Annotated in this window: 10 protein-coding genes and 1 pseudogene; all 11 read right to left on the bottom strand. The window is 61.6% G+C overall.

Translation table 11 applies throughout. From position 1 onward, the window contains the following. Positions 1 to 9: 9 nt before the first annotated feature. Entirely contained in the window at positions 10 to 2,385 is a 2,376-nt protein-coding gene (locus BLT98_RS17750; RefSeq protein ID WP_092610038.1) for a chitinase C-terminal domain-containing protein, read from the bottom strand. 112 nt (positions 2,386 to 2,497) lie between these two features. Continuing rightward, complete coding sequence (locus BLT98_RS17745) at positions 2,498 to 3,961, bottom strand: glycoside hydrolase family 19 protein (RefSeq protein ID WP_244517549.1); 1,464 nt, start codon at positions 3,959 to 3,961, stop codon at positions 2,498 to 2,500. Between the two features lie 299 nt (positions 3,962 to 4,260). Then, positions 4,261 to 4,878, bottom strand: coding sequence for a SorB family sulfite dehydrogenase c-type cytochrome subunit (locus BLT98_RS17740; protein ID WP_092610033.1), 618 nt, complete (start codon positions 4,876 to 4,878; stop codon positions 4,261 to 4,263). A 10-nt stretch (positions 4,879 to 4,888) separates the two neighbouring features. Further along, a complete protein-coding gene (locus tag BLT98_RS17735) occupies positions 4,889 to 6,115 on the bottom strand; it encodes a SorA family sulfite dehydrogenase catalytic subunit (protein WP_092610031.1) in 1,227 nt (408 codons plus the stop codon). Beyond that, positions 6,108 to 7,535 (bottom strand): amino acid permease, encoded by a 1,428-nt coding sequence (locus BLT98_RS17730; protein WP_092610029.1) that lies wholly within the window; start codon positions 7,533 to 7,535, stop codon positions 6,108 to 6,110. Before BLT98_RS17730 ends, BLT98_RS17735 begins: the two co-directional genes overlap by 8 nt. 279 nt (positions 7,536 to 7,814) lie before the next feature. Continuing rightward, on the bottom strand, positions 7,815 to 8,609 hold the full coding sequence (locus BLT98_RS17725) for an ABC transporter permease subunit (protein ID WP_051959683.1): 795 nt from the start codon (positions 8,607 to 8,609) through the stop codon (positions 7,815 to 7,817). 79 nt (positions 8,610 to 8,688) lie between these two features. After that, positions 8,689 to 9,504: a taurine ABC transporter ATP-binding protein gene (locus BLT98_RS17720; RefSeq protein WP_092611049.1), complete on the bottom strand. Its 816-nt coding sequence runs from the start codon at positions 9,502 to 9,504 to the stop codon at positions 8,689 to 8,691. An 84-nt stretch (positions 9,505 to 9,588) separates the two neighbouring features. Continuing rightward, positions 9,589 to 10,641, bottom strand: coding sequence for a taurine ABC transporter substrate-binding protein (gene tauA, locus BLT98_RS17715; RefSeq protein ID WP_092610027.1), 1,053 nt, complete (start codon positions 10,639 to 10,641; stop codon positions 9,589 to 9,591). Positions 10,642 to 10,762: 121 nt separating this feature from the next. Further along, positions 10,763 to 12,172 (bottom strand): NAD(P)/FAD-dependent oxidoreductase, encoded by a 1,410-nt coding sequence (locus BLT98_RS17710; RefSeq protein ID WP_211615029.1) that lies wholly within the window; start codon positions 12,170 to 12,172, stop codon positions 10,763 to 10,765. A gap of 58 nt (positions 12,173 to 12,230) precedes the next feature. Beyond that, positions 12,231 to 12,635 carry a nuclear transport factor 2 family protein gene (locus BLT98_RS17705; RefSeq protein WP_092610023.1) on the bottom strand — a complete coding sequence of 135 codons (405 nt, stop codon included), beginning with the start codon at positions 12,633 to 12,635 and terminating at the stop codon, positions 12,231 to 12,233. Between the two features lie 297 nt (positions 12,636 to 12,932). After that, positions 12,933 to 13,142, bottom strand: a pseudogene (locus tag BLT98_RS17700) (sulfoacetaldehyde acetyltransferase); the annotation flags it as partial.

Below are 13,142 nucleotides of genomic sequence, written 5' to 3'. Positions count from 1 at the left end.
ATCACCAACTTACGGCAAGGCTACCGGCAATTCCGGATACTCCTGCGTCAGCGCATACTTGGTGCCGCCCACGGTGACCGTGTAGTTGGCCGGTCCCGAGATCGGCAAACGGTAATTCAAGGTCAGCGCCACGGAGCCGCCCGGCGCCAGCGATTGCCAGGCGGGAATCGCGAAGCGAGCCCGGTTGTAGTTCTTCGTGAAGCCGCCGATATTGTTCGGCCCCGTGTAACCGGCATTGATCACCGTCAAACCAAAGCCTGACTGGTCGCTCATGTCCGATGGTGCCGAGACGGGATAGTCGAACTCCACCACGGTGCCGCCTGGCAGGGTCGACGCCGTATTGTTCTTCACCGTCATCACCGGGTTGATGGGGAAGTTGTTGTCGCCCAGCTTCCAGCCGCCCAAAGTGATGCTGACGTTGGCCGCCGTGCCCGGCATGGCGATTTCGGCGCGCTTGTTGCCATACACGCCAGCCGTGCGGAAGGCCTGGTACAGCACGTCCGTCAGGGTGGTGCCCATGAAATACTCGCCCTTGCCGCCGTTGCGCGTGGCATCCCAGGCATAGTCGCCCGCCATTTCCCAGATCATCACGCCGCCGATATTGTTGTTGACGATGTACTGGGCCTTGGCCGCGATCGACTGCGTGGTTTCCGTGGAAATGAACACTTTCTTGGTCGCATTCCACAGCCACGGCGCCACCATGGTGCTGCTGTAATGCGGCACATAGGTGCCCACCAGGGCCTTGTCCGTGACTTTATAGGCGTCCAGGTAGCTCGGCACGATACCGTTCTGCAAGTTCAACGCATGCCAGATGGGGTTGCCGCCGCCTGGCGTGGGTTTACCCTGCGAGTCCAGGTCGTACCAGACGTTGTCGATGCCGGTGGCGCCCGTGCCGCACGTCTTGGTGCCGGCGCAGGTGACCGTGGAACTGATCAGTGGCGTCGTTCCCCACAAGCCATTCGTGCCACCCGTCACATCCTTCCAGCCCCGCGTGTAGAACGGCACGCCGATATTGATGCGCCCCGCCTGCATGGCACCGCGGTAGTAGCGGTAGGCCCAGTCCGTGTTCAGGTAGCCGATGTTCTGGAACTGGTAGGCGTTACCGGCACGCAATTCACCGTCGTTGCCGTCGTCAAACAGCGCCGCGTTTGGTCCCACATACTGGTTCCACGCGCCGTGCAAGTCGTAGCTCATCAGGCTGGCGTAATCGAGATATTTCAATCCCGACATGTTTTCCTCCCCGCGCAAGACCCAGCCCGAGGCGGAACCGGCGATGGTGAGCAGATAGTATTTATTGTCCTGCACGGCCGCCTCGTCGAGCTTCTGGCGCAGCACTTTCAGCAGCAGGTTATAGCTCGTCATCAGGCCCGCCAGGCGCGGCTTCGAGACGGCGAAGTCGTTCGGATTGCCCGCTTCATTATTGGTGGTCGGATGTTCGTAATCGACATCGACGCCATCGAAGAAGTTGTACTGGCGCACGAAGGCCACCATGGAATCGGCCAGGGTGTTGATGCCGGCCGTGTTGATGCTGCCGTCCGCATTCGTCGTGGCCGTGTAGAAGCCGCCGCTGCCGGCCCAGCCGCCCACGGAAATCATCAGTTTCACGCCCGGATACTTCTTCTTGTATTGCGACAGCAAGTTGAAATGCCCCTTGTACGGCAAGGATGGGTCCATGGCGGCGGCTGGCACGTTCGGCCACGTGAGGCCCGTGTCCGGGTTGGCCGCGCCGCTGCCGATGGCAATTTTCGAGGTTGCCGGATCGACGGAAGCGAACGCATAGTTCAGGTGGGTGATCTTGTCCCACGGCAGATTGTTTACCAGATAGGTGGGGCTGCCATCGACACCGGTGCGCCAGCTGGCGAAGTAGCCGACGATGCGCCGGTTCAAGCCATTGCTCAGCACTTCGCGGCCATTCGCGTCATACACCTTGCAATATGGCACATTCGGCACGGCCGAGATCAAGCCGTCCGGGCGGCAAGGCGTGGGCGTGGGCGTCGGGGTTGGCGTTGGGGTCGGTGTTGGCGTCGGGGTCGGTGTTGGCGTCGGGGTCGGCGTCGGCGTTGGCGTAGGTGTCGGGGTTGGCGTAGGTGTCGGGGTTGGCGTCGGGGTTGGCGTCGGGGTTGGCGTATCCGTCACGGCCCACGGGCCCCACTGGTCGGCGGCGCTGGGGACATTGCCCTGCGTCCACCACTTGGCCTTGTAAGTGACGCCCTGGTAGAGCACGCACTGGCCGCCCGTGTAGACGGTGGCAGCGTCCCAGACGGCGCACGCTTCGACGGTAGCGAGCAAGGTGTTCGGGGTGGCGGTCGTACCGTCTTGGCCACCGCCGCCGCAAGCGACGAGTACGCCGCTGAGCAGGGCCATCAATAATGCATTCGATTTCATGTTGTATTGGTCTCCGTTATGGTTGTACAGGTTGTACGTTGTGAGCTGTTGCAGGCCCCTGAAGGGGCTCTTGTCAACTGTTATCCCTGGCCGGCTATTCCTGCATTTACTGCTACTGCAACTTCACATTCCAGTTGGCTTCCACGCATTTCACGTAGTTCCCGGCCTGCAAGGCGCTGTACGGGGTTTGATAGCTGACCAGCTGGCATTGGTTATCGCCACCGGCGCTCCAGTTCTTTTCCCAATAGATGTTGTAGGAAGCGGAACTGGCCGGGGTGAAGCGTTGCATGTTGGCGCAAGACAATTGTTCGCCGGAATAATCCCAGCCCATGTCGGCGGCAAATTGCTTGTAGTAATCGATGCGGTTTTGCGCGGCCTGCTTTTCCGTGCCCTGCCCGCATTCGGCGTTGATGATCATGATGGTGGTGGCGAAATTATTGCCCGCGCCAGCCGTCGTATCGGCCGCGTTCGGCACCCACGTGCCGTCGAGCACATGCAGCATCGACGGCTTCGGCGGTTGCGGATAGACAAAGAAGAACGTGGCCGAGGCCAGGTTCAGCCAGGTCGAGGCCACCAGGTCCGGGTTCTTCAGCAGCACCGACTGGTCGCCGTCATGCATGGCTTGCGAGAATGGGCCGTAATTGTAGTTGTACGACAGCTGCTTGGCGCCGCGGCCGAAATACTTCTTGAAGCTGCCATCGGCGTTCTTGCCGCAGGTCCAGACCTTGTTGAAGACGGGATCGGCGCACTCGACGTTGTAGCCGCAGCCGGCGCCCGTCTCGTCGCAGCCCAGTTCGCGCAAATACTTCAAGCCCTGGCGCCATTGCGGCAGCGGGCTGCTGGCGTTATGGTCGCCCGTTTCCTGTACGAAATGCGCGAACATGGTGGCCAGGCTGTGGCGGCAGATGGCGTCCGCATTGCGCCCGTCGCTGTAGTCGTCGCACACGGCGGGGAACTTGGCTACGGCTTGCAGGAAACGCTGATAGGTATAACTGGTGTCGCGCGCGGCAAAATAGTAATCCCACTTCGCCGCCGGCAGCAGGCGCTCGACCCGCTTGACGTTGAGCGGATTGCTGGCCAGGCCGGGCTGCACGGCCTCGACGGCCGTATTGCCCAGGGTGCGGATCGACGCCTTGACCTTGCGGAAGAAATCGTTGTTCGTCAGCGCCGCCTCGTTGGCCTCGGCCTGGGCCTTGGTGGGGATGCCGGGCGTTGGCGTTGGCGTTGGCGTTGGCGTCGGTGTCGGCGTCGGTGTCGGGGTGGGTGTCGGGGTCGGGGTGGGCGTCGGGGTTGGAGTGCTGCTATCGAGACTCCACGGTCCCCACTGGTCGTTGTTCGGCGCCGTGCCCTGCACCCACCATTTGGCGCGGTAGACCTTGCCGTCATACACGGCGCACTGGCCCGCCGTGTAGACGGCAGCGGCGCTCCAGGCCGCGCACTGATCGCTGGCGGCCGTGGCGGCCAGCAGGGTCGATGGGGGTTCGGTGGTGGAATTTCCGCCGCAAGCGAGCAGCGCGCTGCCCAGCAGGCCAGCCATCAAAGGCGAGGCCAGCCGGCTAATTTGCCGTGTCTTCACAATGTCTCCTGAACGTTATACGAAAACTATCGAAGTAGCTTTTTATGTTGTACGTAAAGAAAGCACAGCGAAGCGTCGGCTTTCTGCAGAGAGAATGCGACGCTCTAAATTGGTAGTCAAGTGGTTTTATATAACGGTGTTTTTTACAATACCAGTGCTGACGATCGCTGCGGTTGCATGCGATGCGGTGGCGAATGGGACAAGTAAAAAAAGGCCCGCTGCATGATGGCAGCGGGCAATACCGCGCTGGATGGGTGGCGGCAAGTGGTATTAAGGGTTGCGGCGCGTCCGGGACGAACTTATCTGTTCAGCACGTACTTCGCCAGGCTCGCCGCATCCGCTTCGCTCAGCTGGCTGAATGGCGGCATGGGCACGGGGCCCCATTTGCCCGCGCCGCCACTGCGGATGTTGGCCGCCACGGCAGCGACACCGTCCTTGCCCTTGTATCTGGCTGCCACCTCGGTAAAACCGGGGCCGACCACCTTCTGGTCGAGCGCATGGCAAGCCATGCAGCCGTTTGCCGCCAGCAGGGTTTTGACATCCTTGCCGCTGGCGGCCGGGACAGCGGCTGCCACGGGTTTGGCGACGGCCGCGCCCGTTGCTGCCGCGCCCCGCTCCACGCCATAGGTTTTCACCAGGTAATCGACCATGGCCGGCATGTCCGCGTCGTCGAACTGCGCGCCAAACGGCTTCTTCATCTTCTTGACGGTGGCTTCCCAATAGACGCGCGGAGAGGCCGGCGGCTGGCTCGATGCATACTGGGCCGCGTGGCACGTCATGCAGTTGCGCTGCACCAGCTGGTAGCCGGGCAATTCGCTGGGTTTGTACGTCGCCGTTTCCGGCGGCAAGTGGATCTCCAGCGCGCACGCACCACCCGCCGCCAGTGCCAGCGCGGCAATCAATATTTTCATTCGCATGTGAATCTCCTCAGACTGCCTGGATGCGCGTGGTTTCCACCACGTTGCGCATATAACCCATGGGATTCCACAGGGCTTTCATGGGCTGGCTCTGGCCGATGCGGTTAACGGCACGCACCATAAGCACGTGCTTGCCCTTGCGCGGCGCCTTCATGAGCATGGTCCATACACGGAACGAGTAGCGTCCCAGGTCCTTACCCAGCTTCGCTTCCTGCCACGTCTGGCCGCCGTCAAGCGACACGGTCACCTCGCTGATGCCCTGGCCGCCATCAAAAGCGATGCCGCGCAGGGCCAGGTCGCGCCCCGCCTTCACTTGCGCGCCATCCTGCACGCTGGTGATGAAAGAGCGCACGTTGAGGCGGCTGATCGGCGTCGTCTTGCCCACGGGTGCGCCCGGCTCGATGAAGCCGGAGCCGTTGTCGGGGATACGGTAGCCCGTGCTCATCCAGAAACCGTCGAATGGCTTGTCGAGCACGGTGATGTCGCTCAAGTGCTTGACCCAGTAAGTGCCGTAATAGCCTGGCACGATCAGGCGCAGCGGATAGCCGTTGAGGAAAGGAATGTCTTCGCCATTCATGGCCCAGGCCAGCATGACGTCGCCCGCCATGATGTGCTCGACGGACAAGGCTTTTTGGAAGTCGGGACCATCGCCCACTGGCGGCGCTTCCAGGCCATTGAAGGCTACTTGCACGGCGCTGGCCGCGATACCGGCCTTTTCCAGCACGGTCTTCAGGGGGATGCCCGTCCAGCGGGCATTGCCCATGGCGCCATTGCCCAGCTGCCCGCCATTCGCGCGCGGGGCAAAGAAGCCGCGGCTGTTACCCGAGCATTGCGTCACGGCCACCACGTCGACCGGCTCGGCCAGCTGTTTCAGTTGCGCCAGCGACAGTTCCAAGGGCGTCTTCACCAGGCCGGCGATGCGCAGGCGGTAGCTGTCGCCATCGATGCTGGTAGGTAAGCCACTCCAGTGGTAGCGCACGAAAAACGCATCGTTGGGCGTGATCGCGCCTTCATTGAACACGCTGAACGGCGTTTCCAGCTGGGGAGGACGGCTGGTCAGCAGGATCAGCGGGCGCTTTTGCGGAAAGGCCACCAGTTCGCGCTCGCCATTTTCAAATGGCAGGGTAACGGAGGCAGAGGCGGCCAGGGCTGGCCCCGCCACTGCGGCGGCGCCCAGGGTGGCCGTCGTACGCAGGAAGCGGCGCCGGCCTGCGGGCAACAAGGTCGTGTCAGACATGTTTGAGCTCCACTTTGGCTTCGTTGTCGCCGTTGCGGTCGTCGTTGACGAGCTTCTTGATGTAGTACATGACGCTCATGATGACCACGCTCAACAGGCCGAACCAGAACGACACGCGCTGCTCCGTATCGGACGACACGCTCATGGCACCGAGGATCACCAGCATGGCGATGATGGTGAAATACGTCAGGTAAGGGAACAGCCACATGCGCACCTTGATGCGTTCCGGACATTCGCGCTCCAGGCGGCGGCGCAAACGCAATTGAGATATCGCAATGAGCAGGTACACAAACAGGATCAGGATGCCGTAGGAATTGACGATGAAGGGGAACACCAGGTCGGCCGATACATACGATACGGCAATGGCGAAATAGGCGAACAGGGTGCTGAACAAAATGGCGCGGATGGGCACGCCGTTCTTGCTCAGCTTGACCAGGCCCGTGGGCGCATCGCCGCGGCGCGTCAGCGCAAAGATCATGCGCGACGAAGCGTACAGGCTGGAATTCAAGGCCGACAGCACGGCCGTCAAAATGATGGCGTTCATGATGTGGGCCGCGTACGGGATGTTCATGACGGTCAGGGCGCTGACGAATGGCGTGGCGATGGCCGGCGAATCCCAGGGCACGATGCAGACGACGACAAACATGGAACCGACATAAAACATCAGCACGCGCGTGATGACGGAATTGGTGGCGCGGGCGATGGCCTTGGCCGGGTCCGACGTTTCGGCGGCGGCGATGGTGACGATTTCGGCGCCCGAATAGAAGGCCGTGGCGGCGACGGCGCCACTGAGCACCGGCCCCCAGCCGTGCGGCATGAAGCCGCCGTTGCTGGTCAAGAAACCCAGGGTCGGGATGCTGTTAGGCAAGCTACCCGTGATGAACAGGGCGCCGACAAACAGGAAGACGATGATGGCGACGACCTTGATCGAGGCGAACCAGAATTCGAATTCGCCGAAGGCCTTGACCGAGAACAGGTTAAGGATGGTCATCGAGACGAGGAGCACCAGGCTGATAGCCCAGGACGGTACGTCCGGCAGCCAGAAGTTGACCAGCTTGGCGCCGGCAATGGCTTCCAGGGCCACGACGACGACCCAGAAATACCAGTACATCCAGCCGCTCATGAAGCCGAGGAATTTCGAGACCTTAGGCTTGTCGTCGAAGGCCAGGCGCGCATATTCGTAGAAGGAGCCGACCACGGGCAGGGATGAAGCCAGCTCGCCCAGCATGCGCATGATCAGGACGACGAGGCCGCCCGTGAGCAGGAAGGAAAGGATGGCGGCCGGGCCGGCGGCCTTGGCAATGACGCCGCTGCCGACAAAGAGGCCGGCGCCGATCACGCCGCCGATGGCGATCATGCTCATGTGGCGTTGCTTCAGCGAATGCTGCAAGCCTGTGTTGTTATGGTTGTCGCTAATCATGTGTGTCTCCTAGTAATATCTGAAGCTCGGTGCGCCCTGGCCTGCTGCGGCTTGCTTCTGCCGCGCGGCTTTGTTTTATTTAGGCAACACCGTCAAGCAGCATCGATACATCATCAAATCAGTCTGGTTGGCTGCATGCCATAAGTCAATCTGGAAATGCAGCGGCCCGGCGCGGCAGCCAGGGGGCAAGCGCGCTGGAGGGTAAGTACGGGTATGGCGAGTTAAAAAAATGGGAGCGGCGGCAACACTTGTGGCGTGCGCGCCACTCCCGGGAACGTCTTACACCTTGCCCTTCCATGGCACGAGGGTACGTTCGAGGTAGCGCATCATCAAATCAAACAGGAAAGCAAAGAAGCCGATCACGATGATGCCCATGATCACCACGTCACTGGCCAGGAACTCGGAAGCGCTGAGCACCATATAGCCGAGGCCGCGCGTGGCCGCCACCATTTCGCCCGCCACCAGGGTGGTCCAGCCCACGCCGATGCCGATGCGCATGCCGGTGAGGATTTCCGGAATCGCGGCACGCAAAATCACGTGCACGATGACCTGGAAACGGGTGGCGCCCATCGAGTACGCGGCGTGGATTTGCTCCAGTGACACGGAGCTGACGCCGGCGCGTGCCGCAATCGCCATCGGCGCGAAGATGGCCAGGAAGATCAGGTAGACCTTCGAAAACTCGCCGATACCGAACCAGATGATGACCAGTGGCAAGTAAGCGAGCGGCGGCAGCGGACGGTAGAACTCGATCAAGGGATCGAAGATGCCGCGCGCCACGCGGTTCACGCCCATCATCACGCCGATGGGGATGGCAAACAGGCAAGCCAGGCCAAAGGCGCCGAACACGCGCACCAGACTGGCGACCGTGTGTTCCCACAGGGTGGCGCCACCGAAACCGGTGGTGGCCGCCATGATGAATTTCTCGTACACGGCTTGCGGCGACGGCAGGAACAGCGGTTTGACCATGCCGCTGGCCGTCACGCCAAACCACAGCAGCAGCACGGCGATGACGGTGACGGTGGCGATGCGGCTGGAATTGCCCTGCCCCGGCGCGCCGAACGCTTCGCCGGGCATGGCGCAGCGGGGAGCGAACAGGCGCGAGAAAAAGCCGGCGCGCTTGGCGGTGGTGGGAGGAAATCCCACGACGGATGGGCTATGCATGGGACACCTCCAGCTCTTTATTGACGGCGCGTTCGTCGCCATAAATGATGTTGAGCACCGTTTCGCGCATCTTGATGAAGTCCGGGCTCGATTTCACGGCGCGCGCATCGCGGCATTCGAGGAAGCGCTTGTTGAAATCGAGTTCATACGTATGCGTGATGCGGCCCGGACGGGGCGACATGACGATCAGCCGGTTCGCCAGGAACAGCGCCTCGTCGACGCTGTGGGTAATGAAGAAGAACATCGTGCTGGACTTGGCCCAGATATCGAGCAGCAATTCCTGGATCGTTTCGCGCGTCAGCGCATCGAGCGCCGCCATCGGTTCATCCATCAGCAGCATGGCGGGATTGCTGGTCAGGGCGCGGGCGATGCCCACCCTTTGCTGCATGCCGCCCGACAATTGATAGATCATATTGTCGTGAAAGTCCTTCAAGCCGACCAGCGCCAGGTTCTTGGCCGCCTGCTCGCGCCGTACGGCTTTCGGCACGCCTTGCAGCTTGAGGCCGAATTCCACGTTTTCCATCACGTTCAGCCATGGCAGCAAGGCATGTTTCTGGAACACGACGCCACGGTCGGCGCCCGGCCCATCGACCTTGTTGTCCCCGAGCATGATTTCGCCCTTGGATGGGGCGATAAAGCCCGCCATCAGGCTCAGCAAGGTGGTCTTGCCGCAGCCCGAGGCGCCCAGCGCGACGACAAAGTCGCCGCTGTTAATCGTCAGATTGATATTGTTTAAGGCATGCACGCGTTCACCGGCAGTCTTGCCCGGATAAATCACGCTGACATCCTTGACGTAGAGATTTTCCATCGTGTGCCCCGCATAGGTGTAGTCACTTCAGTTCAACGCATTCTGTTCAGTCAGCGCGCCCGCAGGCGCGCCATCGCAGAACGTTTACTTCAGCAGGCCGGCGGCCTGTGCATACCTGGGTGTCACATATTTGGCGTAATCTGTTGCCAGGGTATCGATCTTGCCTTCGCCCTTGAGGAATTGCGCCGTGGCCAGCAAGGCTTGCGCCACGCCGCCCTTCGCGCCGCCACCGAGCCAGGCCGGCGAGGCCTGTTCCTGCAGCGAGGGATAGGCGTACAGGGCCACGGAAGCGGCCACGTCCTTGGCGGCCGCGCCCGAATGCTTGACGTTGGCTTTCACCTGCGGGGAATCGATGGTCCACGCTTTCGGATTGGCGCGGTAGTCGGCGTCGGCAGCGGCCATCACCTTGACGAACTTGGCCATGAAGTCCGCGTTCGCTTCGCCCCAGGCGCGCTCGACGGCCATGCCGTCAAACGTGGCCTTGCCTTTCTTGCTCAGTTCGCCGGAGGTGACGAGCACCTTGCCGTTTTGCTTGAGTTTGCTCAAGGCCGGGTCCCACACGAAGGCGGCATCGATGTCGCCCCGTTCCCAGGCGGCGGCGATCTGGTTCGGCTGCATGTTGAGCAATTTCACTTCCGTGGGCTTGATGCCCCACGTTTCCAGCGCGAACATGGTGTGGAAGTGCGTGGTGGAAACGAAAGGCACGGCGATCTTCTTGCCGCGCAAGTCCGTCGGCTTGCTGATGCCGGCGCCATTGCGGGCCACCATCGCTTCGGCTTCATTGATGTCGTCGATGATCCAGAACAGCTGCAGGTCGACGCCGCGGCTGACGGCCGCCGTCAACGGGCTCGAACCGATGACGCCGATCTGCACGTCGCCGGATGCCATGCCGGTGGCTACCTTGGCGCCCGAGTCGAACTTGCGCCAGTTGATTTTATAGCCGGTGGTTTTTTCCACTTCGCCGCTGGCGATGGCCACCAGGAAGGGACCGTTGATTTCCTGGTAGGCAATCGTCACTTCCTTGCCTTGCGCGAAGGCCGTACCGCTGGACGCAAGGGCGACGCCCAGCACCAGGGTGCCGAGGACGGCGCGGCGCAGCGTTGAACATACCGTGTTTTTGCTCGTATTTGTGTTCATGTCTCACTCCAAGTTATTGTTATGTGTGAACGTGCGGGCAATCTCATCCCTTGCGGGAGGCGCCGCTGGTTGCTCTATGTCAACTCATGCGGCGGCTTAGTACGGCTACTGCTATTACTATTTAAAACACTTCATCCTTCAAGTGATACCAGCGGTACAGGAAACGCTGGCCCAGGCGGCGGAACGGCGCAAAGGCTTGCGATTCGACCAGTTCCATCATGTTGGGGTACGGCAGTTTCGAATTGAAGATCGGCAAGCCGGTGTCGCTGGCCTTGCCGGCGATGCGCTCGGCCATGCGCCGGCCCGCCTGCGCCGAATACATGACGCCGTTGCCGCCGTAGCCGAGCGAATAGAAGATCGATTGCTTCGGGTCCGGTTGCACGATGCGCGGCATCATGTCGTGGCTGACGTCGACCCAGCCCCACCACGAGTAATCGATGCCGATCCCGGTCAGCGCGGGGAACTTGCGGTGCAGATCGTTGATCAAAAACTGTTTGTACTTGTCGTCCGGCGCGTCGGCCCCCGTGATGGCGCTGCGGCTGCCGATCTGCACGCGGTTGTCCGGCATCAAACGGTAGTAGTGGCGCAGGATGCGCGTATCCGTGATCACCTGGTGGGTGCGGAAGTTGCACGCCTCGATTTCCGCCGGGGTCAGCGGACGCGTGACGAGCGAATTCGACAGAATCGGCAGCAAGCGGTTCTTCACTTGCGGATGCAAGTGCGGCGAGGTGTAGCCGCCCGTGGCCACGGCCACGGAACGGGCACGCACCACGCCGCCCGGCGTTTGCAGATAATGCACGCCGTTGCGCGTTTCCCAGCCCATCACGGGGCTCGATGGGTGCACCTTGGCGCCCAGCGCGCGCGCCTTGCGCAGGTAACCGAACGCCAGTTTGCCCGCGTGGATGCCGATGCCTTCCGGCTCGTGCAGCGCGCCGGCCGCTTCCTTGTCATCGACAAATTCGCGCTTGACGGTGTCGGCGTCGAGGATGCGCGCGTCGTACTTGAAGATCTCGCGCATCACCTTGGCTTCTTTTTCCAGCGCGGGCATGGCTTTCGCCTTGTGGGCGATGTACAGGTGACCGCCCGGCTGCGGGTCGCAATCGATGTCGGCCGTGATCTTCTTGAACGTTTCCATCGCATCGCACACTTCCGCGTGCAGTTTCAGGGCCGTGTCCAGCCCATAGCGGTCTATCCACTGCGAGCGTTTCAGACGGCCCGTCGTGCACTGGGCCTGGCCGCCGTTGCGCGTGCTGCAGCCCCAACTGACCCGGTTCGCTTCCAGCACGGTGGCCTTGATGCCGTGTTCCTGGGCCAGGAAGATGGCGCAGGACAGGCCCGTGAAGCCGGAACCGATGATGGCCACGTCGACGTCGATGTCATGCGTGATGGGGCCGTCATCGGCGGGCGGCTCGCCAGCCGTGCCGATCCAGTAGGTGGGCGCGTAGGCATTACCGTGGCCGGGGCGCTGTGCCACCAGCGGATCGAAGGCGGGATCGTAGGGCGTGCGGGCGGCGGTGCTGTTGCTGCCCATTACGCCAGGCGGGGTGTCGACAGGTTTGTTCATGGTCATTCCTGGTGAACGTGCTGGCTCAGACTGTGACGACGGGTGGGCGATCCTTGCGGAAAGCATTCTTGACTGCGATCTTGCCGTCGCGGAAGGTGAAGATGTCGACCATGCGCGCTTCGATGCGCGTGCCGTCCGCCTTGGTGCCCGCAAACGTCGACTCCGTCACGCCGCGCTCGCCGCTGACGAAATGCACGGGGTTGAGCCAGGCGGCGTCGGGGAAGGTTTGCCAGGCCAGTTCGAAGCCGGCGCGCACGGCGTCGCGGCCGATGAAGCTCTTGCCCAGAAGTTCCGGACCGGCGACGGCGTGGAATTCGCAATCGTCGGCCATGGCGGCCATCAGGGCGTCGATATCGTGGCGGTTCCAGGCATCGCCGAATGCTTGCAGGAAATCGGTGGTGACGGCATCGGTAGGTACGCGTGTGTTCATTTTTGTCTCCGTAAGTCGAATTTGGTACTTTTCGTTCCGTTTTTTAGTATTTTTATTGAATTTAAGCCTAATACTGGTGCTTGTCAAATCAAATAATCCAAATACCGGGACGCTTTGTATTCTTTATTGAAATTGCGATACTGAAGTGACAATGTGTGAGAATTTCGTCACAGTGCGGGGTCGGATGGCGCCGGGCTGGCGCCAAATTCCGGAGTCAGACCTGGCAGGGGGCATGCCTCCCAGTGGGAGGCATGCCGATCGCAAAGCGACCGACCCCAGTCCCCGCTTTGGGCTTACTTAAACGTAGTCTTTGTACTTGTCCAGGTGGCGGATCGGTTTGCTCAGCGCATCGCGGCGGAACGGGTCGCCCAGCTCGCGCGTGCACATGATTTCGATGATGGTCGTCTTGCCTTCATTCATCTGCATGTCGATCGCCTTTTTCAAGGCCGGGCCCACGTCTTCCAGCTTGTCGACCGTGATGCCTTCGGCGCCCATGGCGCGCGCGAT

The organism is Janthinobacterium sp. YR213 (assembly GCF_900099875.1).
In the GTDB taxonomy this organism is placed as follows: Bacteria; Pseudomonadota; Gammaproteobacteria; order Burkholderiales; family Burkholderiaceae_D; genus Janthinobacterium; species Janthinobacterium lividum.
Note: the sequence above shows the minus strand (reverse complement) of the source record. Positions and strands in the feature narration are given on the sequence as shown.

What these genes read in the sequence shown, in the direction of transcription:
- BLT98_RS17735 (WP_092610031.1), bottom strand. Translation starts at nt 6,115, where the DNA reads ATGTCTGACACGACCTTGTTGCCCGCAGGCCGGCGCCGCTTCCTGCGT.
- BLT98_RS17720 (WP_092611049.1), bottom strand. Translation starts at nt 9,504, where the DNA reads ATGGAAAATCTCTACGTCAAGGATGTCAGCGTGATTTATCCGGGCAAG.
- BLT98_RS17705 (WP_092610023.1), bottom strand. Translation starts at nt 12,635, where the DNA reads ATGAACACACGCGTACCTACCGATGCCGTCACCACCGATTTCCTGCAA.
- BLT98_RS17740 (WP_092610033.1), bottom strand. Translation starts at nt 4,878, where the DNA reads ATGCGAATGAAAATATTGATTGCCGCGCTGGCACTGGCGGCGGGTGGT.
- BLT98_RS17710 (WP_211615029.1), bottom strand. Translation starts at nt 12,172, where the DNA reads ATGGGCAGCAACAGCACCGCCGCCCGCACGCCCTACGATCCCGCCTTC.
- tauA (WP_092610027.1), bottom strand. Translation starts at nt 10,641, where the DNA reads ATGAACACAAATACGAGCAAAAACACGGTATGTTCAACGCTGCGCCGC.
- BLT98_RS17725 (WP_051959683.1), bottom strand. Translation starts at nt 8,609, where the DNA reads ATGCCCGGCGAAGCGTTCGGCGCGCCGGGGCAGGGCAATTCCAGCCGC.
- BLT98_RS17750 (WP_092610038.1), bottom strand. Translation starts at nt 2,385, where the DNA reads ATGAAATCGAATGCATTATTGATGGCCCTGCTCAGCGGCGTACTCGTC.
- BLT98_RS17730 (WP_092610029.1), bottom strand. Translation starts at nt 7,535, where the DNA reads ATGATTAGCGACAACCATAACAACACAGGCTTGCAGCATTCGCTGAAG.